Below are 24,520 nucleotides of genomic sequence, written 5' to 3'. Positions count from 1 at the left end.
ATAAATAGTAATATTTATTGCCAAATGCAATAAATCTATACTACTTGTGCGAATCCATGTCCTAGATAAGCTCAAATGGAACGAAAGGGATTTTATGCTTAGGTAAAGGACGCTAAACACGCGTCGAAGTGAAGATCCATTAGTTGCTCATATAGAAACCAGCTACTCAATGTATGAGAAGAAAAGATATTGGGGAATAAAGTGAATGAAGTTGCCTTAAGACTATTTCCTTAACAAGCAAAATGTTTGAATTAGACGTGCTTTAGATTAACTGATAGTCTAAATAACATCTATTTCTAGAGCCGTTAAGGATTAAGACGCAGAGCTTCCCACCGAATATAAGCAACAGTTATGTAGCTTTTGGGAGTTGTTAATGCTGCTGATCAAGACACTTAATTTTATTTGCGTTTTGATCGCCAGGATTAAAAGACCAACTAATGATATACAAAGCTTGCAGTTGAAATACTAAGCGATTGCTGAAGATTTTCGTGTGTCAACTGTATATATCTCTGTCACAAAAGCTGTGTCAAATATGTTGGCACAACATCGTGTTTTCTGGAACTTTAGTTTTGGTTCTTTTGGAAGAACAGGCATTATCCTACGGTGGTTAAACCACAACATAGGTATTTTTGAATTTTTGTGTAACTTCCCTACGCCCACTACCGCGATGACGTGGCGCATCATCTGGATTTTGTTCAGATGCTGCCGAGAGCCACTGTTCCGAAGTAGGCGTGGAAAGTAGCCCAGTTGATAAGTGATTGACCATTGCTTGGCAGTTAGAAGCTAAGGGGCCGAACACCAGACTCGATACTAAAAGTGAAATGGCAGCACGCATAGCAAATGTCTATTTTGGAACTCTCCACTTCACTGATACTTAGCTTTTTGATTAATATCCGGACAATTAATCAAAAAGTATTCTGTTTTACTGAAAATAAACTCTTCTTATCCTCCGTTTAAATGTTCGACTAATAACCAATTACCAAAGTGATTATGACGACCCCACAATGTAACTAATTGTTCGTGGGGGTAAGCGCGTAATTGCTCGTCGATATGCGATCGCAAAGTCACAAGCTGCCAATTTTGCCCTTGATATGCGGCTGGCGCTGTGACAGCAAATCTGTATTCCTGCTGTTCCAAGCGGGAGAAAATGCCTTTGAAACAGTTACTTTCCCCAATTAATGCCTTATCAAAAGCAGAGTCAGGGTACTCATTCTCCGATGGGCAAGGGCAATAACCACTAACTGGATAGGCTTGTGGGTTATTTAAGTAATACAGTTGCCAGTACAGCCAATCCGAACGATTGGGTGGAAGATTAAATAAAGGAATAATTGCTGTTTTTGAACGATTATCCTCTAATAAAGCTGTTTGCAGTGATCTAACAGGTAAATGCCTCGGCTGACAGTTTAACTCAACACACATCGCCGCCGCCATACCTGCTGCTTGACCGATGCCCATAACCACAGGTTGTAATCTGGTAGCGCCATTGGCAATGTGAGAAACAGAAATGTTCTTTTCACAAACCAAGAAACCATCTGTTGTGGCTGGAATTAGGGAACTGTAGGGAATTGTAAAGGGTGTCCCAGTCCAACGCCCGCCCCAACGGATAGATTTTGGTTGCAGTGAGAATTGAACACCAGGATAATGATGGTCATTGGCGTAGTTACCAACTGCGATTGCATCATTAAATATAGATGCAACTCTTCCCCCGGCAATCGGCAAAATATCCTGTTCTCGGACAGTAGTTAGTCCCAATAAGCGGCGGCTTTCCCGATAATAGGGATGCAGTGCAAAAGCTGTAGAGGCGTGAGGAAATACTTTTTCTGCTAAACCATAGCGACGACCAAGCTGATTTTGGATAAAATGGGCAAAATTTTGGCTATGCCAGCGAGATTCTTGGATGAATTCACCTCTGGACACATCTGACTCTATCAGCCGCCCTACTCCTTGGCCGTAGTCATTGCCACAGATTGGCCAATTAATCATGAATCGATTACCAGGCAAACGCCCATAATTCAAAAATGTCTCTGCTCCATAGCCATCCCAAGCATCTGCAAACTGGGATGGATTATAGTTAGGGACAGCCGGAATTTCTGGTGCAATTGCATCACCAAAGTCTTGCATAATCACTACATAAGTAGGTGCTTGCACAGGATATTTCTGGGTGAAAGAGTTAAAATCCACTGGGGCGCTTGGTTCTCCCCACTCAGATTGCAATTCCCAACCCCAACGGTAAGGTATCTCAGCTAAAGCTAATAAATCTCCTAATTCTGTACCATCGAGAATAATTTTGGCTGTGACAGCAAAATCACCAAAGCGCACACCAGTAATAGAATCACCTTGGCGAAATACCTCTATTGGTACTTGTCCAGAAATCCAGTGCAGATTTGGCAATTCCTGCACCCAGTTTGCAAAAATCTCTGCCCCAATTTGAGGATCGTAACTAAAAAAGCTTACCCAGCTGTTATCTAATCCTCCGGGCTGCCGTTGCCGCAATTCCTGCAAAAACGCACCCCATAAACCCGTTTGAAAGGCTTCTAATTCGTTGCCATCGGGTACAGACACCCCAGCCGAAGTTAGCATTCCCCCTAACCAAGAAAATTCACTCACCAGAATCGTTTTAGCTCCCCGTCGCGCCGCTTGGATAGCAGCCGCAGTACCTCCGGTTCCTCCACCGACAACTAAGACATCAACTGTGTATGTCTGATTAACCATTGCTTAACCTCACTGGAGTTTCGTTATATTCCCCCAGATAGCTTGGCATCAAATAGATAAATTATTTTATTTTTCAGATACTGAGCATTAAAGGTTTTCAGGCGAAACTTGGTTCTAACTAAAACAGAATAAATTCTTATTCCTGATTCGATTTATCAACTTTATATTTTTTTAACTGCAAATTGCGATCTTCGCAGCGTTAGCGACGAAAGAGCGTCATTGCAAATTGTGAATTGTAGTTGACCAATCCCCCAAATCCTCGCTATGTTCCAGATACCTGCAATCACACATTTTGAATCCAAATTACTGTTTGGGTTGTGCAACTGGAATTGTAATAATAAGTTCTGCTCCCCCTTCAAGAGAAGAAACACACTCTAACGAACCACCATGCCGCTCGGTAATAATCTGATAGCTAATTGATAAACCTAAACCAGTACCTTTCCCTACATCTTTGGTAGTAAAAAAAGGATCAAATAACTTTTGTCTAACTTGTTCGGGAATACCAGGGCCATTATCGATGATCCGAATAACTATTTTTTGAGGATTCAGTTGTTGAGTACAAATGCGAATTTGTGGCTGGTTATGCGAGAGTTTACCTTGAATTAATGGCTCTTCTAAAGCATCGATTGCATTGGACAAAATATTCATAAATACTTGATTTAGCTGGCCAGCATAGCACTCAACTAAAGGTAAATTGTCATAATCTTTAAGAACCTGAATTTGGACATGATTGGCTCTAGTTTTCAAACGATGCTCCAAAATACTCAGTGTACTGTCAATACCCTGATGAATATCCACTGCTTTTAACTCGGCTTCATCTAGCCGCGAAAAGGTACGAAGAGAAACCACAATTTGCTGTATGCGTTCAGCACCGACTTCCATTGAAGAGAGTAATTTCAGCAAATCTTCGACTAAAAAATCTAATTCCATCTCTTGAATTGTCGTTTGAATTTCAAGAGCAGGATTGGGATAGTTGATGCGGTAAAGATAAAGTAGATTCAGTAGTTGTTGGATATATTGGTTAGCATAAGTTAAATTGCCATAGATAAAATTTACTGGATTATTGATTTCATGGGCAACTCCAGCAACTAATTGACCCAGAGACGACATTTTCTCACTTTGGATAAGTTGAGCTTGAGTACTTTGTAATTCTTTGAGAGTTTGCTCTAGTTCTATTGCTTGCTGTTTGAGTTGAGCTTCTGCTTGTTTATCTTCTGTAATGTCGTCTCGAACCACTAGTAAATATTTAGGCTGACCTTGAGAATCAAGAATCGGAGCTTTTTTAATCTGTAAAATACGGGTTTCGCCGCTTTTTTTCCGAATTATTTCTTCAGGAATCTCTAATAATGTTTTGCTATTAAGTGCTTCGTGATCTCGCTGGGTAAAAAAATCGGCCTCTTCTTTGGGAAATAGGTCGTAGTCGTTCTTCCCTAGAATTTCATCAGCACTGACACCAGCTAACTTTTCTGCGGCTTGATTACATAAGACAATTCGCAGATCAGCCGCATCTTTGACAAAAACTGCTACAGGCATGGTTTGAATCACAGAATACAGAAACTGTTGAGCAGTTTGCAGTTGTTCTTCTATCCGTTGGCGCTCATGCAGTGCAGCTTGCTGTTCGCTCTTGTGTTGCTTTAATTGAGTAGTATATTCTAGAACTGCATGGCGTAGTTCAGCATTATCTGTTGTTAGTTGCTGAAGGCATTGACGTAATCTGGTTAACTCTTGATTTAACTCTTCAATAGACATACTGATTCACTATTTTTTAGTTTTAAACATTGAGAAAACTATCCATATCTCAATGCAGTGAATTGATTTGTCTATTACCAGAGTAAAGTAACTTGAAAATGCGATAGCCATGCAGAGATTTTGTTTTGATACAGTTGCTCATATCTATGAATTTACTGGTGAAGAAGTTATCATTAGAGAATTTGGCCAAATCTACTGTCATAGAAAGAGCCTGAGATCATTTTGCCCAAATCAATATCAAATATTAACTACTAGTTACATTTAAATCCCCTGGCTTTTCATAACAGCAAGAGCTTTATATCACCGCGGTTCTGCCGTTCTGACTTTTCACGCTAAGTCCTCAAGTCCCGAAAAACCCTGAAAATGACCTTTTTCACATTCAGATCCACAGTTCTGGGCTTTTACATAATTTTGTCTTTCTGACTAGTTAGAAATACTCTTTTGATATACAAGCACCTATATCTCTGTTACCTCAATAGATAGAGCAATCCTATTTATTTATATTTAAATAGGTTGATTTTTTAACACCGCACTACTTAGATAAGTTTCTTATGTCAGGAAAAATAAACTTTTTATCTATATACCACTTTGGTAAAAGTGAGATAGTTTAATGTTTTGTACTCAGCTAGTAGAAAGATTTTAGCAAATTTGTTCCTTTTAATTTATACATAAATCCGAGAATACAAGATTAAATGCTTTAAGAGCAAGACTTACAAGGAATTTAGATATGCGTAGAATTTAGTATTACATCTAATCAGGGATCGAATTTTTAGCCATACTCATAAGAACTTTTTTTAAATAGATAGAAATAAATACAACTTGTATATACAGCTAAAGATAGAGGTTATGGCTGTAGATTGGTATTTAAGATTAATATAAATAGATTTTATAGATTACTAAAACTACGTGTATTAGAAATATTATGTTTGGTAATTGTCTAAAAAATGATGATAAATTAAGTGTAAATCAAGTAAGTGTAAATCAAGGTAAAAATGTCTCAAATGTTGAAATAGCACTTTTTATAGATCAACTTAAAAGTAATATCTGGATATTTGGTATTCCATCTTGGCTTTTCGGTATAACCGATAGAAGTATAGCTGCATTTGCTGATGGCTATTTATCTTATATAGAAATATTCCAGCTATTTACAGCTTCTTTCTTTTTTGTGAGTTGGCTATATCTCAAGCCTAACGAAAGCTTTAACAGTAATGATTTAGGTGCCAGCCAATATCAAGAATATCTCGCTCGTACTCAAGCTAATAAGCTTCAAGTAAAAAAGCTCCACATGATTAGCCAGGAGTATATTTTACCGTTTCCTTATCTTTGCCAAATTTATCATCTATTGAACTTAAAGCATTTAGAAACAGTTCATAATTTTAGCCTTAATAACCTGAAAATTTTCCAAATTAGCCACTTTCAGCCCACTAACACTGGTGGAATAATCAAATTCCAAACAATATTAGACTCGCCAGCTAATCCGTTGAGAATTTGGCGGCAACCGATTGTGGAGGTAGATTTAATATTACATACTCCATATACTGTTGAATTGAGTATTCCCGTTTACAATAACAAAAGGATAATTGTTTTATTTAATGCTTTTCCGTTAAATGACTCAGAACATCAGTTCTTTATAGATATATATAGTGACCTAGAGTGGCCAAAACCATTATTACAAATAATATTGCATTTTGCTTCTTGTTTGACACTATTTGAAGATTTACCCTATTTAAGAGCTTTAGCGGATAAAAATATAGGGCGTTTATTCAAATTAAGCAGAGCTTCAAATCACGAGACTGCATTGCTATTTAAAAGGTTCGTTGAACTATATGCTTCGAGTGGAGAAGCAACTAAATTACTTAAGGGGAGGGAAGAGAATTAGGAGTTAGAGACGCGATTAATCGCGTCTGTACAGGAGTTAGTAATTCATAACTCCTCACTCACTTTGTTGAGTTAGGCGCGTGCTAGTAAAGGGGCAGCAGCTAGTAGTGTTTTGGTATAAGGGTGCTGAGGATTGGCAAAAATAGTTTTTGTCAGACCGAGTTCGACAATTTTGCCACCATTCATCACGGCAATACGATCGCACAAAAATCTAGCTAACCAGAGATCGTGAGTGATGAACAGATAAGTTAACTCAAATTCTTCTTTTAATTGCAACATCAAATCTAGCACTTGCGACTGCACACTAGCGTCTAACATACTCACAGGTTCATCGCAAATCAAAAGTTTAGGGTGAGTAATCAAAGCACGAGCGATCGCAACTCTTTGCTGTTGCCCTCCAGATAAATCTGATGGATAACGCTCATAATATACTTCTGAGGGTGTTAACCCAACTTTCTCTAGCATCCACAAAACCTGTTCTTTTGCCTTAACAGGAGCGGCTAAATTGTGGATAAATAAAGGATCGGCGATACTTTGTCCCACAGTCATCGCTGGATTGAGACAAGCATGGGGATCTTGAAAAACCATTTGGATTTGTCGCCGTGAGGAGCGAATTTCTTGAGGTGACAGTGTAGTTAAATCTTGTCCTAAAAATTTAACTTTGCCACTGGTGGGACGAATTAGTTGCAGGATTGTTCGTGATAGTGTGCTTTTACCGCAACCTGATTCACCGACTAAGCCGAGAATTTCTCCTGGATAAATATCCAGGTTGATACCATCTACTGCTTTAATTGTCTGCGCTTGTGTGTTAAACAGTCGTTCGATAAAGTTAGGTTCTATGGTGTAGTATTGCTTGAGTTCTGTAATACTCAAAATTGGAGATTGCTTATTAATAATCGGTAATTGCTTTTCTGAGTCGTTGGCAATTATCAATTCTCCATCATCATTTACTGCTTGAATGTGTAAAGCTGCTTTTAAGAGCGATCGCGTGTATTCATGTTGAGGTTGTCTAAAGACGGTTTCTGTAGAACCCATTTCGACCATTTTGCCCTGGTACATCACACCAATGCGATCGCAATACTCAGCCACCATTGCTAAATCGTGAGAAATCAGCAACAATCCCATGTTTTCTTCACCGCACAGGCGAGTTAATTCTTGCAATATCTGCGCGGAGACGGTGACATCTAAACTAGTGGTGGGTTCATCGGCAACAATTAACTTGGGGTTGAGGAGTAAAGCTAAAGCGATCGCAACCCGTTGGCGCATTCCACCGCTAAATTCGTGGGGATACTGATTCCAGCGACTAGCGGGGATATTCACCTTCGCCAAAGTAGCAAGTGCTTTTTCTTTGGCTTCCCGCGTTGATAATTCTGGTGAGTGCGCCTGAAGGGTTTCGATACAATGCTTACCAATCGTCATCAACGGATCGAGGCGTGTCATGGGATCTTGAAAAATTAAGGCGATCGCCTCTCCTCGAAATTTCCGCAACTGGTTAGGCATCAAGTCAAGCACCGACTGTCCTTGAAATGTCACTTTTCCCTCAACGCAACTAGAGGCTGGTAGTAAACGCATTACTGCCCGCCCGATAGTTGACTTACCACAACCTGACTCTCCTACCAATCCCATTCTTTCACCTGGTTGCAAGGTGAAAGATACATCATCAACCGCCCAGCTTGCCTCTTCTCCACTCCGTTGAGGATAGGCAACTCGCAGATTTTCGATACAGAATAAGGCTTCACTCATAATTTAGTTATCAGCCCTGGGCTACCAGCTTTTATAATTTCAAATTTAAGATAGTCTATCAGATTATTATTAAACCTCCGTTGTGCGAATATCTTTATTCTCTTAGCTTACTGATTTATACCGCTTGTCTCAAGTTTTATCAGTTAATGTTAGGAGACAAGCAAGTATTTTTACTATTAAGCTAATTAATGTTCATGATCTTGATGATGATCGTTTATGCCTTGCTCAGTTTCTAGTAGCCGTGAAATCAGCACGTCTGGTTTTCTACTAATAACAGACCTAACTTTATCAATAGCAACTACTTCACTTATTTTTACAACCATTTCCCAGAGAGTATCCTCTTCTGTATCTTTGTTGTAAGTTCTATGTTTAAACCACAACAAATCATCCCAAACTCCAATAATTGTGGCGAAATACCACTTCTCTCGTACTAATATCCAAATTTCTTGTTCTAAGTAAGTCTGTAGAAGAGATTTCACAATGACTAAGATAAAGAGAAAGATTGTGCTACATATTAAGTAAGTATTAACAGGTAAGACAACAGTTAAAATACTGATATATTTTAGTGTAAATTAAATTTATATATTTAACGATTAGCAAGCATAAAACCTAGAATAACTATGTTTCAGGCAATATCTCAGTTGATATTGTCTAAATTTGACCAACAATACCTGTATAAAATACAATTTCATGATTTAGTATTAGCTGTTACAGACAAGAAGTATATAATACAGCACTATCACTGAGGTATATCGAGACTATTGCCCAAGTAGTATTATTCCCAAGAGTGCGACCCAATCTAACATAACTGTTTCCTATTTAGAACCTTGGATGATATAAAACTCATATTTGATTTTTGAAAAAACTCCGTACAACTCAAAAAGCCTTCTTTCCTATTGCCTCTTACCTACCCACGCAAGTAAGTATAGCTACACCACGCTGCGCGAATAAAAATTAAAGTATATTCCTATATCAGCTAGTTCCAGATATTTAATAAGGTAGTTTAACTGATTAATTCACCCATTTGCGGGAGGTAATTCACAAGCCAATAAGTGTAGCTTGCTTATAGTAAGACCAACAGAAGATGGTTTGAAGCAGCAGTTACACAACAGATGTATCAATCATGGTAAACCTAATATTAACCACATGTATAAAAAGCCAACTCTTGCTGATTTCAGCAGCTTTTTTGCTGGCTGTGCAAACTTCTGCCAATGCCGAACAACCCCTTCCTAGTTTGACTCCTGCACAAGCTCAAAGTTTGTCCCGTGACTTAGTTCCATATAATTCTCAAGACTTTTTTAGACAAGGAAAAGATTCGATTGAGAGAGAAATTCAAATTCTTAGGCAAAGGCAGCTGCGCTCAATTAAACCTGTTCTAAAGATTGAGTCAGTACAGCAGATTAAAAGACCACCTACGCAGCAAAAACCCTAATATAGCAGTCAGCTTTGATTTCTATTTGCACGGTGTGGATAGGCAAGAGGCAATAGGCAACAGAAAAAAAGCTTCTTTGAGTTCTACCTAGCTTCGTAAAAATCAAATCTGAGTTCTGTATGTTATCTAAGTCGGAAGTATTGTGATTTTATGATACTGATACCTTAGATAGCTTTGAGCTATAGCACATAAATCGCACTTTCAGGCATCACAATAACAAGGCTCTGCTTTCCATAAACAGAGTTTTTGTGTTTTAAATAACCTTTGTAACAAAAAGGTACAATTTTAATCGTCTAGCAAACTCATCAATGCTTGAACTTCAACGTCTTGCGGCTCTGATAATTGACACTGCAACTTTAATAACTGACTCTGTAGTGCTTCTACTACATGGATCATATTAGATTCTTGGGCAATTCTTAACTGATTTTCTTTAATTTGGATTTGTTGAAGCAAGTCGTTTTCAACGTGAATTGAGTTGTAATGTTGAGCAATCATAGGTTTACATTTTTTATCAATATCTAGAGGGGGATTGAAGAAGAATTCAGAAGTCAAGGCGGAGACGTTTAGCCTATTCTGGCTCCTGACTTATGACTCTTATTGCGACTAAATTTATTACCAATGCATTATTCCACACTTTTATCATTTTTTAAATGTCTGGTAAATTAATTTTCATTACTCATAGTGTTTATTGGTATGGCAGACTTAATACACCATGTCCATTTTTTTAGGGGCTTTTACAAAAATGTAAATCATGATATAAGATTGGTTGACTTAAGGTGAATTTTAGATGACACACATAAGATTTACCCATTGGTAACAGAAAAGCTAGGCACAGAAAACACCGAGAAATAAGAGTTTGAGATATTTTTTGCGTAGATTATCACAGATAAACTTATCTGTTACTTCATCGAGTATTGTAGAGAATTTTCAACTATTGTTTTGTGAATGGCATGAACTTAAAACTTATAAAGAGAAAAGTTTTTACACTGGTAAAAATTATATCTACGCTTCTTATATCCAGCGCAATTGGATTAGAATCATGGAATATTTATGCATTAATAACTAATAGTAATATTCCCAGCAGCTTTAATCCAATTTTTTGGATTGAGCGTTTTGCCATGACGTGCCATTTTATAGAAGCTATTATAGCAGCTTTTTATGCACCTTCAAGAAAAAAGATGCCAATACAATATGCCACTTATACTTTTTTTGTAGGCACCATTGGGTTGTTAGAACTGTTTGATCGAGATGATGCTTCTACATCTTCTACATCCTGAAGGTGTGAGGTTTTTGGATTAGGTAGGTTGGTAGGTGCGATGTCAATACTTCTCGGTTAAAGGTTAAAGGGGAAGGGGCAAAGGGAAAGAAAAAACCTTTAACCCTTCCCCTTTAACCTTTTCCCAAAACCTGATTCTGAATTAAAAATGCTTAACCGAGAAGTATTGGGTGCGATGTCTACGACGGGCTACACCTACGCACCAGATGTAAGATTATTAAATCCCTGCTACTGACTTTTGCTCAGTAGCGGGGATTTGCCAATACAGGTGGCTGGTGAACCTGACGGACAGAAGAAGGTATAGTTTGTATAGTGAGTGAGATTTTTGCTGCAATTTTAGTTTGATACTAAGGAATTAAAAAATGTCTGCTGATACTCAGATAGTTGCTTATCTTGAAGAAAGTGAATTTGATGTTGTTTTAAATGGAAGTGAAGAGAAAGTTGTTGTTGTTGATTTTACTGCTACTTGGTGTGGCCCCTGTCGGCTGGTCAGTCCTTTGATGGAGCAACTTGCTGAAGAATACAAAGGCCGTGCCAAAGTTGTTAAGGTAGACGTTGATAGGAATAAGCCGATTTTCAAAAAATTCGGTCTTCGCAGTATTCCAGCAGTTTTAATTTTCAAAGATGGCATTTTAGCAGAAACCATTGTGGGAGTTTCTCCTTACGAGCAGTTTAGCGAAGCTGTTCAGAAGCTTCTTGAGGTTGTTTAAATCTTAATTCGTAATTAACAAGGCTTTTTACTGGATATCTAATAACGGCATTGACGTTTCAGGTGGTGTTTAAATTTCCCGAAGTTTTGAGTATCGGCCTTATCACCACTTGAAGCATAATTATGAATTGTACATTTTTAAAGCTTCCCTTTTCGCCTATAATGTGATTGCAGTAAACCACTAGAATATTGTTTTGAGTTAATCAGTTCCAATTTTTCTTCAGGGGTAGGTGGTGGGAAAAGGTATATACCGCTACCTAAGATAGTTGGAATAGTTGAAATAATATATTCATCAATCAAGCTGTGCTGAAGAAATGAATTGATTAATGCTCCGCCACCAACTAGCCAGATATTTTTAAAACCTTGAGCCTCTATATTTGCCAAGGCGTTTTTGACTGTATCAGAAACAAATACAACGTCCTCGCGGTCAGATTGGAGATGGCGTTTGGTGAAAACAAATGATTTCTTCCCCGGATAAGGCCATTCATCAAAACCCAGCCCTACTTCATAAGTATTGCTGCCCAAAACAATAGCATCAATGGATTTGTAGAAAGCACCATAACCGTAGTCTTCTCCCTCTATATCAAGGATTGATAGCCAATCAATTCCGCCATCGTTGCGAGCAATATAACCATCCAAACTAGCTGCAATATAGAGTGTAACTTTCGTCATTTGCCTCTCCAAAATTTCACTGCTAATTAAAGTCTTAATCGCAAATTGGTAAATCTCTGATTGTATCACAAAAAACTTTTGCAAGAGTTCTAAAGCACGAGCAACTTATACTTTGATAAAGATGGATTGGAAGGAATGCAAGTCCTGCCTTCTTTGCTTTGCCTTATTTTTGGTCTAAAGTTTGAATTGTCAGCATTTGAGGGGGCGTAGCATCTGGTGGGTAGAGAAAATCTACTTTTACCATTCGCAGCTGACCTGGAGACATTTTTAATTGAGCAAGCGGTTCTCCCATCTGTCCCCGTTGTTGAACTAAATGCCAATATTGGGTTCTGGGTAAGCCATTATCGTCATTGTAGCGAATACGAACTGTGCCTCGAAAAAAGACGGATGGTTGGGGTGGTGAAAAAAAGCGAAGCCCAGGTTTACTTAAGTCGTCTTCTTTAATAGGTGTTTGAAAAAGCACATTTACAGTTTGTGGTTTGGCGGTATTGTTGATTAATGGTAGCGAGATGTTATATTCAATACCGTAGTTGCCGTGAGCCTCGTAAGCAGTACCAGGATAACGCACCGCAAGTTTGGCAGTTTGGTTTTGTCCAGTACCCATTTTGCCTGCTAAAAGGGTACTTAAACCGTATGAAAAAGCTTGTCCTGAAGCAGGAATTGTCAGGTATGAACTATTGGAGTCGGTAACTTGTGCTTGCCAACGAGAGCCGACAGCTACCGCCGCTACCCGACCGTAAATTTCTGCTGTCGCTGTCAGATTATTTGGAGGACTAGGGGCAGGTTCACGCGGCCCCGCAAAATCACCATTTTCTAACAAGTTTTCCCATTCTTTTAAAGTGGGCGCTCGTTCAGTAGCATCTGGATTGGGTTTGGCAAACATAGCTAGGTTCGCCATATAAACTGGACTATCACTGTACAAACGCAACAAAGTAGAACGTCCATTTAATGGCGGTTTTAAAGGACGCACTGGAATTGGATGATTCATTAACATCCGGCTTTGTTTTGGTGGAATTACCAACTGGGCTGGCCATCCTGACTGCCGTTTTCCTCGTAGCACATCATTCATGACGCGATCGCCAGGTCCAGCATAAATTTTTCCCGAATTATTTGACTGTATGGGGGGAAGTTTGAGAAAAGGTGCATCAGGTTGACTAACATAACTGGCTGCTTGCAATATGTTTATAGTTGCAGGGCGATCGCTTGGATTGTAAACAATTACCCCCAAATAAAGAGTCTGCAAATCATTTGGAGTCTCAATGGCTCGAGCAATATGATGAGAAAACAAATCAAAGCGTCCCTTCCATAGAAAGTTCAGGTGTGCGCTTGGCACTTTTTTGCCTTGAGGAGGAAATGTAGACAGGAGAATACCTTCACTCTGAACTACTTCTGGGTTATTACTGTTAAATACTGGTATTGCATCAAGATGCCCAGGTAAAGGTCTTGTTTGTTGCGGAATTAAGATTTCCTGGGGTTCAGATGCTGGAGAAGGTGCTGCTTGAGCCAAAAGCAAATAGGAAATAAAATTAAGCATTTATTCGAAAAGCAATTTATCAGTGAAGTTAAGAATACAGCATACTTGTACTAATTCTGTATGATTTGCGCTTTATTCACTTATGCCGTATAGGTGAAAATTTTTATGTTGATATTCACTTAAATCCAATACCCGTGAATGAAATTCTCAAGTTGTCTTTAAGGAAAGAATTTCTAATTTTTCTTGAATGTTACCCGGAGGATAATTTGTCCGGGTCTGGAGGCTCTCAAAAGGATTGCTTTTAACTTTCCTGTTGGGGATAACCATTTTTCTCGCGTTTGAGGCTTTCTTCTAAGGCTTGAATTTGTTCACGACGAGCTTCCAATTCTAAGGAACGCCTCGCTAAATCTTGGTTTTGCAACGTCAAGGATTGTCGCCAATGTTCTGCTCGCTCGGCTTCGTGCTGCAAAAACTCTGGGGTAATGCCGATAGTGAGGTAGTTTTGTACCAAATGGAGTACCCAGTTGGTAGCGTCTTCTATTCTTTCAATGTCGCCTGTTGAGGAAAGTTCTACTAAAACAAGCAAGTTTTCACTCATGTTCTTTCCCTTTCCTAGCAGAATGAAAGCCTCTTCTGGAATTATCGCCCACAAGTTATCAGCTTCTTGACGCGCCAACAAGCGTAACTGGTGCTGGTCTAAAAAATCGTTTTTACGCACCTGGGCTAGATATAGCATGAGGGTCGCTTCGCTCCAATTAAAAATTAAAAATTAAAAAAATTCAATAAAATAATAAGTCCCAGAATTGATATTTGGATCTTGTTAATTGGTAATGGGTAATTGGAATTATTAACACTCCCATTACCCATTACAGTTATCCTAGGCCACGCAGGCTATGCCTACATTAACCCCTTAAGGCGATGCCTACGGCAACGCCTTAAGGCGTACGCGCAAAATCTCAGCTTGTTTTTGTGCTTCTGCTAAGGCATCCCGCGCTCCCTGTACCACGTCGGCTCTGGCTCTATCCACAAAACTAGGATTGTTTAATCTGGTACTGAGGGATTGAACTTCGGCTTCAGCTTTACTTAGGCTTTTCTCTAGTTTGGCACGCACAGCTTCAATATCTACTACCCCATTAAGAGGAATTAGCACTTGTATTGTACCAATTACACCAGCGATCGCATTTTCTGGTTCTTGTGGTTGCTCTAATTCTGTCTGCGGGAAAAATCGGCTCCATAACCTAAGTCTCGCTTGAGCAGTTAGCAAATTTTGGCTAACAAACCACGCTGTGTAACTAAAACCAACTAATTCAAAGAAAGTTCCGACGATGGGAATGTCATCAATGGCATTTCCCGCAGCTAAACCCAATCGACCAAAGACAATGGCCACAAGAGTTAAGCCAATTATCTTCAAACCCCTCTGAGGTTTATTAGCAGTAACAGTTTGGCTTTTTTCTTTGTCAGTAATGGTTAAAATCTCAACTTTCGCCAAATCTTTAATATAAGACTGTCCAGCAGTGAGAATTTCCCGCTCCTTTTCACTTTCAGTTTGCAAATTCGCTGTCACTTTTACCCCTGGCTTAATATCCGCTTCTGCGCGCAAATTCCGAATTGTGCGGATAGTAGCAATCAGTAATTCAAACTGTTCTTCTAAAGCTGGATCAATTAGGTTTGCATCTACCTGGGGATATATTTGCAATGGTAAAGTTTGCGGGGAATCTGCTGGTTGTTGGGTGAGAGTTTGCCAAATTTCTTCGGTAATATGAGGCATCAAAGGATGAAGCAGTTTTAAAATTCCTTCCAATATGTAGCCGAGGGTTTGCTGTGCTACTCGCCGCGATACTGGATCGGCATCTGCTTGTAATCTGGATTTCACCAGTTCAATATACTGATCGCAGAAATCACCCCAAATAAACTCATAGAGTCCTTTTGCTGCTTCCCCTAAACCGTAATTATCGATGTAATTGGTGGTTTGTTTGATAACTTGATGATACCGCGATATAATCCAGCGATCGCTCAATTCTGTAGCGACTGGATTCCCCAGTTGTTGCGGCGTTTGTCCATCCAAATTCATCATCACAAACCGGGCAGCATTCCACAACTTATTTGCAAAGTTGCGGGATGCCTCAACTGATGCCGATTCATCCTTTTTGCGATCGTATTCCAAGCGGATATCTTGACCCGCGCCAGCCACTTCTCTAATTAGGGTATAGCGCAGGGCATCAGTACCATATTTGTCAATTAATAACAATGGGTCAATACCATTACCTTTGGTCTTTGACATCTTCTGACCTTTTTCATCCAGCACCAAGCCGTGGATGTAAACCGTTTGGAAAGGCATTTGACCAGTAAAATGCCCAGCCATCATTGTCATTCTGGCTACCCAGAAAAAGATGATGTCAAAGCCTGTCACCAAAGTGGTAGTCGGGTAGTAAGTCGCCAAATCCTGAGTTTGTTCCGGCCAGCCTAAAGTCGAAAATGGCCAAAGTCCAGAAGAAAACCAAGTATCTAGCACATCTGGGTCTTGTTCTAGCTTGACATTTTCACCAAATTGTGATTTTGCTTTTTCCCAAGCTTCAGTTTCCGATTTCGCTACTACAAAGGGCGTGTTATCGGTAATTTGCCCATCAGTTTCACTGACAGCGTACCAAGCCGGAATTTGGTGTCCCCACCATAATTGGCGAGAAATACACCAATCTTTGAGTTTTACTAGCCAATCACGATAGACCTTAGTCCAGCGTTGGGGGACAAACTCTGGGGAAGTTTGCTGGTCGAGGAATTCGAGAGTGTTGTCAGCTAGGGGGCGAATTTTGACGAACCACTGAGTCGAGAGTAGGGGTTCAATGGGTACTTTACCGCGATCGCTGTAGGGAACGGTATGCTTATAATCTTCTATCTTCACCAAAAAGCCATCTGCTTCTAGGCGAGAAACCACATTTTTTCTAGCAACAAAGCGGTCTTGTCCTTGAAACTCCCCAGCATTGGCGTTGAGAGTGCCGTCTTTATTCATAATGTTGATTAACGGCAGATTGTGACGCTTACCCATGTCAAAATCGTTCGGGTCATGGGCGGGAGTCACCTTTACGCAGCCTGTGCCGAAGGTAGGATCAACAAATTCATCGCCAATGATGGGAATTTCTCGTTGTAGAATTGGCAGAGTTAAAGTTTTGCCAATGAGATGTTTGTAGCGATCGTCATTGGGATTAACTGCTACTGCCGTATCACCCAGCATCGTTTCTGGTCGAGTTGTCGCCACCTCTACAAAACCAGAACCATCGGTGAGAGGATAGCGGAAGTGCCAGAGATTTCCATTCACCTCTTGATTTTCTACTTCCACATCAGACACAGCCGACTGAGAAGCTGGACACCAGTTAACTAAATATTCACCACGATAAATTAAGCCTTCCTCGTAGAGGCGATTAAACGCCTCGACAACAGCTTTGGATAAACCCTCATCCAGGGTAAACCTTTCCCGTGACCAGTCCACCGAGACACCCAAGCGTCGTAGCTGATTCAGAATCGTTCCCTCAGACTCCGCTTTCCATTGCCAAGCGCGTTCTAGGAATTTTTCGCGCCCCAATTCGTAGCGAGTCTTACCCTCTGTCTTGAGTTGCTTTTCCAGCATACTATGCACAGCGATACTGGCGTGGTCAGTTCCGGGTAGCCATAGGGTATTGCGTCCCTGCATCCGGTGGTAGCGCACGAGGGTATCAATCAACGCACTTTCAAAGGCGTGACCCATGTGTAAGCTGCCGGTGACATTGGGGGGGGGAATGACGATGCAGTAGGGTTCGCCGCCTTTGTTGTGGTCAGCTTTGTAGACTTGGTTGTCTTCCCAGAATTTTTGCCACTTGGCTTCAGTGGAAAAGGGGTCGTAGAGACTGGGGAGATTGGGAATGGTTGCGGTCATGCGGGAAAACTAAGGAAGGACTCTAATAAATTTTGCCACAGGGTTGGAGAGGGATTGATGGAAACGAACCGCAAAGGACGCAAAGGACACAAAGGAAGAGGAGGAAGGTAAGATGAGGCAACCAAGTGTTCAGTTAGAAAATCTAGCTTATAGGGTGATTGGAGCGGCGATTGAGGTACATCAGGTATTAGGAGCGGGGTTTTTAGAGGAGGTTTATCACAAGGCGTTGAGAGAAGAATTTCTGATTCGCGGAATACCTTATGAGTTTGAGCATCCAGTAAAAGTACACTACAAAGGTCGTTCAGTAGGCGAGGGCAAATTAGATTTTTTGGTTGGAGGCTCTCTAATTATTGAATTGAAAGCTGTCCAAAACTTAATCCCCATTCATGAAGCCCAAGTCCTCTCCTACCTTAAAATGACTCATTATCCTCTAGCCCTTCTCATCAACTTTAACGTTCCTCTCCTCAAAGACGGCATCAAACGCATCATACTCTCTTCTTAATTTTCTTTATCTTCTTTGCACTCTTTGCGTCCTTCGCGGTTCGTCCCCTAAACCCATGAAACACCAAACAACCTCCCCTTGGAAATTCATCCCTACCCTCTATTTCACCTCCGGCATCCCTTACATTATCATCAACACAGTTTCTGTAATCTTTTACAAAAAACTCGGAATCGATAACGCCCAAATCGCCCTTTGGACAAGCTTCCTCTATCTACCTTGGGTCATCAAAATGTTTTGGGGCCCAATTGTTGATACTTACTCTACCAAACGTAAATGGATACTTTATACTCAATTTGCCATGTTCTGCTGCTTGGGTTTGATAGCCTTCTCCTTACAACTGCCAAATTTCTTTTTCATCTCCCTCACAACATTAACAATAGGAGCATTTATTTCTGCAACTTATGACATTGCCACAGATGGTTTCTACCTCCTCGCTTTATCTCCAGAACAACAAGCCTTCTTTGTCGGCATTCGCTCACTATTTTATAGAATGGCTGTTATCTTCGGTTCTGGAATATTAGTAGTCTTAGCGGGTCAGCTTGAAGTATCTCTCAACAACATTCCTTTAAGCTGGACTATTGCTATTGGGTTCTCAGCTTTAATTTTAGCAATCCTATTTATTTCCCATCGCCTAATTTTACCATTACCGGAATCAGATAACCAACGGCAAATACAAGTTAGAGAAAAGATCCCTTTTTGGTCAATTATTAGCTCATATTTTGCTCAAGATAAAATTATCAGTATTTTAGCCTTTATCTTGCTCTACAGATTTGGCGAAGCGATGCTTGTCAAGATAGCCTCTTTGTTTTTATTGGATAAATCAGAAGTAGGTGGCTTAGGGCTATCAACGTCAGATGTCGGGCTAGTATATGGTACTTTTGGGGTAATATCACTGATTTGTGGAGGAATTTTAGGAGGCTTGCTAATTTCAAAATATGGATTAAAAAAGTGTCTCTTTCCTATGGCTTTGGCATTAAACTTGCCTGATATATTTTATGTATATATGGCTTATGCTAAACCTTCGTTAAAATTAATATATCCTTTGGTTTCATTAGAGCAATTTGGCTATGGTTTTGGATTTACGGCTTTTAGTGTTTATCTAATGTATATTTCCCAAGGTGAATATAAAACTTCTCATTTTGCCATATCCACTGGCATTATGGCTTTAGGAATGATGCTACCTGGATTAGTTAGCGGTTATCTTCAAAAATCTTTTGGCTATCCATTATTTTTTGTCTTGGTCTGTTTGTTTACTATTCCTGGGATGATTGCTATCTTTTTTATTCCTTTGAAGGAAGAATTGAAGCGTCAAAATCAGCAATCCTAAATGAGTTATGAAAAATAGAATTTTAATCGAACCACAGAGGCACAGAGAACACGGAGAGATAAGAAATGGGGATTTTACAAGATGATTTAGGACTGCTATATGACTTATGTTTTGGGGGTAGATGGCGGTGGTAGCAAGACTGTTTGTGTCTTGATGGATGATTTGCGTCAAGTGCTAGGTTACGGTGAAGCAGGTCCATCTAATTATCAAAGTATAGGTCTAGAAGCAACTTTACAATCTATTCAATCTGCAATTAAAAATGCGGTTGAGGCAGCAATAATTACAAATTCTGTGAATATTGATGCGATATGTTTAGGTTTAGCAGGTGTAGGTCGTGCAACAGATATCGAAGTAGTGAAAGGTTTAGTTAAAGAGTTACTGAATAATAAATTGCCTATTACTTGGGCATTACAGCCAACTAATATTGTAATTTGTAATGATGCTTTAATTGCTTTAGTTGGTGGAATTGGTCAGCCTGTAGGAATTGTAGTTGCAGCAGGTACTGGTTCGATAGTTTTTGGTCGAAATCATGAAGGACATACTAAGCGAGTCGGCGGCTGGGGGTATATTTTAGGAGATGAAGGTAGCGCCTATAAAATTGCGATCGCAGGCATGAATGCAGCATTAAAATCTTATGATGGACGGGAAAGCTCAACGAGTTTGGTAGAGGGTTTCAAACAGCATCTTGATTTGGAAAGTATAGAAGATTTAATAGATGTAGTATATCGGCGAGAATGGGGAGTTAAACAGATTGCGGCTTTAGCACCAGTTGTAGATTTGGCAGCAGCTTCAGGTGATATTGTAGCGAATATCATAATTGATGATGCTGTAAAAGAGTTAGTGAAAGCTACATCTACAGTAATTGATGCAATTTTTAGTGCTGACTCAATTTTAGAAGTAGTCACAACAGGAAGTGTGTGGCGCGGTAGATGCAAGATCCATGAAAGATTTGCAGCGTCTCTTGTTAAGAAGTTTCCTAATGTAAACGTGATTTTTCCGAGGTACGAACCTGCTTATGGTGCTGGGTTATTAGCTTTGCAGACAACTCAAATTTGATGCGAAGAAAGCAATAATAGAAGTTTTCAGTTTGCAAATATGCGTCCCAAAAAAGTTATTATTTCAGACCAAGCTGCGGTGGTAGCACTAGAATCATAACGATAACCGTCGTCGCGCATGAATGTATGTTCTGCTTCATACAAGAAAACTTGGTGAGGTATGTTAGCATTCTCAATTGCTTTGATTATGGTTTGGCGATCGCTATCTGGTATATGAGGGTCAAGAGTACCAAACACCATTAGCATCTCGCCTTTGATTTCACTTACTCTCTGGATTGTATCGGCTACCTCTTTACCCAGTTTACCACTGGGAATACCAGTAGGGTAACAGCAAACGGCAGCCCGAATTTCGCTTTGAAATGCTGCGCGGAATGCTAAATGTCCACCAATACAAAAGCCTAAAGTGCCTATTTGATTTGGAGAAACTGCACTCTCTCCTTTTAGAAATTCAATCACAGCAAGGCAATCGGCATCATAATCAGCTACGGAGGTTCGACGCGCATCGTCATTTCCCCGCATCCTTCCTAGATCATCCGGCTCTATTACTAAACCAACTGGCTCTATTCGATGAAAAATTTCTGGTGCTGCTACTACATAGCCATATCCTGCTAAGTAGTTAGCTAGACGAATCATTGGATCGCCTAGCTGATAAATATCACTGTAGAAGACAATACCAGGGTATTTTCCTGCTGCTTTAGGAGCCGCAACATAAACACGCATTAAACTGCCATCGACTCTTAACTCAATGTTGCGCTTAGTAATTTGCACTTTTTTGTCTCCGTGTATATCAATATGGCATCTAGCGATCGCCTTATCGCAATAATCTGCTTAGAGATGCGTTATCGCTGCGAGGCCAGTGCCATTTTGCATCTCTAATATTGAACTGCTTGTAGTATTCTTCTACATTTTTCAAAATTTACAGAACGAAATTACATTAATTTATTGATAATAAAAAATATTCTATCTCCGGTATGCACATCTGTGTGTCCATATAAATGTACTTTTTAAGACTTAAGTATTTCCAGTAAATCAACTTACCACAGAGGCGATCGCAGATGATGACTATTGGGAAATTACTAAATAAACAAGGACAGCAAGGAAATCATCAAAATCCAGAGGTTAGCTATTTCTGGCCAATTTCCAACTTCAACTCTTGTAGAAATTCAGTGCTAATGGGTGATGTTGCCAGAATTGGATGTTTAATACCTCCCCAAATACTTCCAGTGCGGATACGATGGGAAACTAATATTTCAGGAATTTGACTAGAGATTAAGACGTTTGCTGGTGCAAGTTGACCGATGGCTCTAGCTCTCTTGTAATGATATGATTCTGATAAAGCTAGATCCAATTGTTCGGCAATAATTTCTGGGCTTTCTTCTGCTGAATCTAGTAATAAAATATAGTGTGGAGGATCGGCAGTGGGCATCAAACTTTTAAAATTAGTTTCTTGCAAGTTCAACATAGTCAGAGCATTATTTACAAAGGTTTCTTGCAACTTTTCGCCCACCAAATCACTAACAGCTTGATGTCGTCCGAGAAACTCTAAACAGGGAGTGTGGCGATAGTAATGAGTTACCCGGATGCGATCGCCAATTCGATAACGATACAAACCTCCTTTCTGGGATAAAATAATCGTGTATTCCTTGCCAATCTCGAGTTCGTGTAAACCATGCAAGGAACCAGTCTCATCCTCGAACTCGAAAAAAACTTCATCGAGAACCGGCACATATCCCCCAGCTACAATCAAGGGAATCGTTATTGGGGCTTCCGTTGCTAGTAGTCCTTTACCTTGAATTAATACACCTGGAAATTGCAATCTTAATCCCTGAGCTTGATCTGCTGCATTGGCACTATCCCAGCAGGAAATCAGCTTCAAATGTGGCCAGAGTTGCATCCAGGGAATATTACTTTCGCTAAGGAGTTGCAAGCGATGATGTGAAATACGGTTGTGTAATTCTTCTCGCAATAAATCCTGATTTTTTTGAATATATTTTAAATGTACTTGTAGAAAACTAGGACTCCAAATAGAGATAATTTCTAGTTTTTTAGCCTCTAATAATGCTAAAGCCAGTTGATGCTTAAATAAGTTCGCGTCATGCAGCCGATTAAGTTTATTTGGCATGACCAACCAAGGACGCAAAAACCAACGCAACCAGCCATCTAAGTAATCTAAATCATCCTGTAAAGTTTGGCTATCAGCTACATTTAATTGCGGCGAGATACAAGCATAAAGCTTGCCTGCGGAAAATTTTGGGCCATGTACAATCAAATCATGCGCCCATACGCAGAACATCTGATTAAACGATCGCCGCAAAGATTGAGTATAAGGAATCCATTTTATTGCCCCGCTACTACCAGAGGTTTTTTCATAGAACAAAATGGGTTCTGATGTGAGGGAAATTTGCTGCTGTTTTTGATTTAAGTAGGGTTCGAGTGCATCATAATCTACAATTGGCACACGCTGCCAATCATCTACAGAATGAATCCCCAAAGTTTTACCATACTCACTCTTGATTAAGCGATCGCAAATTTCCCTCTGTACAGATGTCTGCATTAACTCTGGGTTATCCAAAGCTTGATGAAATCGCCTCGCAGTTGACGCAAGGATTTGCCCAAAAAGCTGAATAATCGGACGCATTATTGCACCTTTTGATTAGGATAAAGGTTACTGACTGCTGGTACATAAGAACCATCAGCAATGACTACACCAGCAGCAAGATTAGATCCGGCTCCCACAAAAACATTGCTGCCAATCTTGACTTTTTTGACATACAACATTAAATTTTGCTTGCGGGGTTTAATGATGTGAGAATAGATACCAACACCATGCCCGATAACGACGCGATCGCCAATTTCTAATAAACTGCGATCGGCAATCTCCAATCTTGTTGTCCAGTATACATCTCGCCCCACTTTAGCACCCCACAATCGCAACCAACAAGAAAACACCCCCGGAATCAATCGCAGCACTGCTTCCAACACCGGAATTGCAATATAAATTACCTGGATTTGATGACTACCCCACCAGGGACTATATTCTTTACCTTGTAGATAACTAATCCCCTCCCGCACAGGATAAACCCATTCATGTAAGCGGTAAACTAGCACTGGTAGCCCATAAATAGAAAGGAACACCGCCAGAATGCTGAAAATATTGGGTGAATAAGCGAGGTAGACTATTGCTGCCCCAGTTAGCAATAATATAAAGGTGGGAAAAAACGAAAGAATTTTACTTAGAACTGTCATTAAAATGGGAATAAAAGTTTTTGAAACAAGTTTAATGAGCTGGGAATTCCGATTATAGATGGCAAGTTTTTGCTTTCATAATATGTTCCATGTAATTTATCCCAAATTTTCAGATTAGCCCCATAGTTATAATTGGGGACTTCGCGGCAATGATGCCAAGCATGATCCTGTGGCAAGATTAGCCAAGAAGATAAAAATTGATAGAGTTTGGTATTTGGAGAAATTATCAAGTCGCTATGTCGCCATAAATCTAAGGCAGAAGTTAGACTTACTCCAAGTAAATAACCTGTAGGATCAGCTAATAGATACAAAAATAAAGTGTGTATCCATAAATAAACAATTAATAAACTTGTCCAAACTGTGTTGCGAGAAGTTCCTAATACATCCATCTGAGTAATGGTATGATGGACTTTATGAACATTCCACAACAATTTAGTATGTAATAAACGATGATTCCAATAATATAAATAATCAACCACAACAAAACTGGTAATAAAAGCCGGAATTAATGATATTTTTAAATATCCTTGTTGAATGGGTAGTAAATATTGATAAAGCCAATAAACTAAAGTCGCTTGTAGTAAGGGAATTAAAATTCCTTGAATAGTTAATCCGGCAACATCTATTAGCCAATCTTCACGAGTTTTAACTTTAAGTTGAGTTCGCCCAACCTGATTGATAATAGTCCAACCAACTAATCCGAGAAAAGAACCAAAAATTAGTAGTTGTGAAAAGTTTTGTATTTCCACTTTTGATTGCTCACGCTGATTTTAAACATGGGTTTTACCCCACCCTAACCCTCCCCTTATAAAGGAGAGGGAACTGGGTTTTCCGATCT

At 39.7% G+C, this 24,520-nt stretch carries 21 protein-coding genes; 7 read left to right on the top strand and 14 right to left on the bottom strand.

The genetic code is table 11. The features are described from left to right. Positions 1 to 607: 607 nt before the first annotated feature. The 3 genes from patX to H6G86_RS20755 form a co-directional block, all read right to left on the bottom strand. Complete coding sequence (gene patX, locus H6G86_RS20765) at positions 608 to 835, bottom strand: heterocyst-inhibiting protein PatX (protein ID WP_179073657.1); 228 nt, start codon at positions 833 to 835, stop codon at positions 608 to 610. A 107-nt stretch (positions 836 to 942) separates the two neighbouring features. After that, on the bottom strand, positions 943 to 2,712 hold the full coding sequence (locus H6G86_RS20760; protein ID WP_190935897.1) for an FAD-dependent oxidoreductase: 1,770 nt from the start codon (positions 2,710 to 2,712) through the stop codon (positions 943 to 945). A gap of 303 nt (positions 2,713 to 3,015) precedes the next feature. Next, complete coding sequence (locus H6G86_RS20755; protein ID WP_190935896.1) at positions 3,016 to 4,461, bottom strand: sensor histidine kinase; 1,446 nt, start codon at positions 4,459 to 4,461, stop codon at positions 3,016 to 3,018. 922 nt (positions 4,462 to 5,383) lie between these two features. On the opposite strand from H6G86_RS20755, the gene H6G86_RS20750 reads away from it, so the two are divergent. Further along, a complete protein-coding gene (locus H6G86_RS20750; protein WP_190935895.1) occupies positions 5,384 to 6,340 on the top strand; it encodes a hypothetical protein in 957 nt (318 codons plus the stop codon). Positions 6,341 to 6,411: 71 nt separating this feature from the next. On the opposite strand, the gene H6G86_RS20745 is transcribed toward H6G86_RS20750, so the two are convergent. Both H6G86_RS20745 and H6G86_RS20740 read right to left on the bottom strand, forming a co-directional pair. Then, a complete protein-coding gene (locus tag H6G86_RS20745) occupies positions 6,412 to 8,082 on the bottom strand; it encodes a dipeptide ABC transporter ATP-binding protein (RefSeq protein WP_190935894.1) in 1,671 nt (556 codons plus the stop codon). A gap of 185 nt (positions 8,083 to 8,267) precedes the next feature. After that, the gene (locus H6G86_RS20740) at positions 8,268 to 8,561 is read right to left on the bottom strand and encodes a hypothetical protein (RefSeq protein ID WP_190935893.1); all 294 of its coding nucleotides are present in this window, start codon (positions 8,559 to 8,561) and stop codon (positions 8,268 to 8,270) included. A 644-nt stretch (positions 8,562 to 9,205) separates the two neighbouring features. Here H6G86_RS20740 and H6G86_RS20735 point away from each other — a divergent pair. Further along, positions 9,206 to 9,514, top strand: coding sequence for a hypothetical protein (locus H6G86_RS20735; RefSeq protein ID WP_190935892.1), 309 nt, complete (start codon positions 9,206 to 9,208; stop codon positions 9,512 to 9,514). 285 nt (positions 9,515 to 9,799) lie between these two features. Here the strand turns inward: H6G86_RS20735 and H6G86_RS20730 are convergent, their stop codons facing one another. Next, positions 9,800 to 10,009: a hypothetical protein gene (locus tag H6G86_RS20730; RefSeq protein WP_114080571.1), complete on the bottom strand. Its 210-nt coding sequence runs from the start codon at positions 10,007 to 10,009 to the stop codon at positions 9,800 to 9,802. A gap of 455 nt (positions 10,010 to 10,464) precedes the next feature. On the opposite strand from H6G86_RS20730, the gene H6G86_RS20725 reads away from it, so the two are divergent. Further along, entirely contained in the window at positions 10,465 to 10,791 is a 327-nt protein-coding gene (locus H6G86_RS20725; RefSeq protein ID WP_190935891.1) for a hypothetical protein, read from the top strand. A 361-nt stretch (positions 10,792 to 11,152) separates the two neighbouring features. Beyond that, complete coding sequence (gene trxA / locus H6G86_RS20720; RefSeq protein ID WP_012411639.1) at positions 11,153 to 11,500, top strand: thioredoxin; 348 nt, start codon at positions 11,153 to 11,155, stop codon at positions 11,498 to 11,500. A 137-nt stretch (positions 11,501 to 11,637) separates the two neighbouring features. Here the strand turns inward: trxA and H6G86_RS20715 are convergent, their stop codons facing one another. From H6G86_RS20715 to H6G86_RS20700, 4 genes are all read right to left on the bottom strand, one after another. Then, a complete protein-coding gene (locus H6G86_RS20715) occupies positions 11,638 to 12,171 on the bottom strand; it encodes a dihydrofolate reductase family protein (protein ID WP_190935890.1) in 534 nt (177 codons plus the stop codon). A gap of 163 nt (positions 12,172 to 12,334) precedes the next feature. Beyond that, positions 12,335 to 13,705 (bottom strand): DUF3370 domain-containing protein, encoded by a 1,371-nt coding sequence (locus H6G86_RS20710; protein WP_190935889.1) that lies wholly within the window; start codon positions 13,703 to 13,705, stop codon positions 12,335 to 12,337. Positions 13,706 to 13,946: 241 nt separating this feature from the next. Further along, positions 13,947 to 14,381 (bottom strand): HmpF-related protein, encoded by a 435-nt coding sequence (locus tag H6G86_RS20705; RefSeq protein WP_012410997.1) that lies wholly within the window; start codon positions 14,379 to 14,381, stop codon positions 13,947 to 13,949. A gap of 186 nt (positions 14,382 to 14,567) precedes the next feature. After that, entirely contained in the window at positions 14,568 to 17,552 is a 2,985-nt protein-coding gene (locus H6G86_RS20700; RefSeq protein ID WP_190935888.1) for a valine--tRNA ligase, read from the bottom strand. 112 nt (positions 17,553 to 17,664) lie between these two features. Here H6G86_RS20700 and H6G86_RS20695 point away from each other — a divergent pair, with 112 nt between their 5' ends. The 3 genes from H6G86_RS20695 (at position 17,665) to H6G86_RS20685 (ending at position 20,437) form a co-directional block, all read left to right on the top strand. Further along, positions 17,665 to 18,054, top strand: coding sequence for a GxxExxY protein (locus H6G86_RS20695; RefSeq protein ID WP_190935887.1), 390 nt, complete (start codon positions 17,665 to 17,667; stop codon positions 18,052 to 18,054). Between the two features lie 55 nt (positions 18,055 to 18,109). Further along, positions 18,110 to 19,381 (top strand): MFS transporter, encoded by a 1,272-nt coding sequence (locus tag H6G86_RS20690; RefSeq protein ID WP_190935886.1) that lies wholly within the window; start codon positions 18,110 to 18,112, stop codon positions 19,379 to 19,381. Between the two features lie 99 nt (positions 19,382 to 19,480). After that, on the top strand, positions 19,481 to 20,437 hold the full coding sequence (locus tag H6G86_RS20685; RefSeq protein WP_190935885.1) for an N-acetylglucosamine kinase: 957 nt from the start codon (positions 19,481 to 19,483) through the stop codon (positions 20,435 to 20,437). Between the two features lie 26 nt (positions 20,438 to 20,463). On the opposite strand, the gene H6G86_RS20680 is transcribed toward H6G86_RS20685, so the two are convergent. The 4 genes from H6G86_RS20680 to H6G86_RS20665 all read right to left on the bottom strand — a co-directional run bounded on the left by H6G86_RS20680 (position 20,464) and on the right by H6G86_RS20665 (position 24,431). Next, the gene (locus H6G86_RS20680) at positions 20,464 to 21,204 is read right to left on the bottom strand and encodes a dienelactone hydrolase family protein (RefSeq protein ID WP_190935884.1); all 741 of its coding nucleotides are present in this window, start codon (positions 21,202 to 21,204) and stop codon (positions 20,464 to 20,466) included. Between the two features lie 355 nt (positions 21,205 to 21,559). Beyond that, positions 21,560 to 23,074, bottom strand: coding sequence for a GH3 family acyl-acid amido synthetase (locus H6G86_RS20675; RefSeq protein ID WP_190935883.1), 1,515 nt, complete (start codon positions 23,072 to 23,074; stop codon positions 21,560 to 21,562). Further along, positions 23,074 to 23,682: an acyl transferase gene (locus H6G86_RS20670; RefSeq protein ID WP_190935882.1), complete on the bottom strand. Its 609-nt coding sequence runs from the start codon at positions 23,680 to 23,682 to the stop codon at positions 23,074 to 23,076. Before H6G86_RS20670 ends, H6G86_RS20675 begins: the two co-directional genes overlap by 1 nt. Beyond that, on the bottom strand, positions 23,682 to 24,431 hold the full coding sequence (locus tag H6G86_RS20665) for a sterol desaturase family protein (RefSeq protein ID WP_190935881.1): 750 nt from the start codon (positions 24,429 to 24,431) through the stop codon (positions 23,682 to 23,684). Before H6G86_RS20665 ends, H6G86_RS20670 begins: the two co-directional genes overlap by 1 nt. Between the last annotated feature and the right edge of the window lie 89 nt (positions 24,432 to 24,520).

The organism is Nostoc sp. FACHB-133, assembly GCF_014698055.1.
Classification (GTDB): domain Bacteria; phylum Cyanobacteriota; class Cyanobacteriia; order Cyanobacteriales; family Nostocaceae; genus Nostoc.
This window is presented reverse-complemented; position numbering and strand designations above follow the sequence as displayed.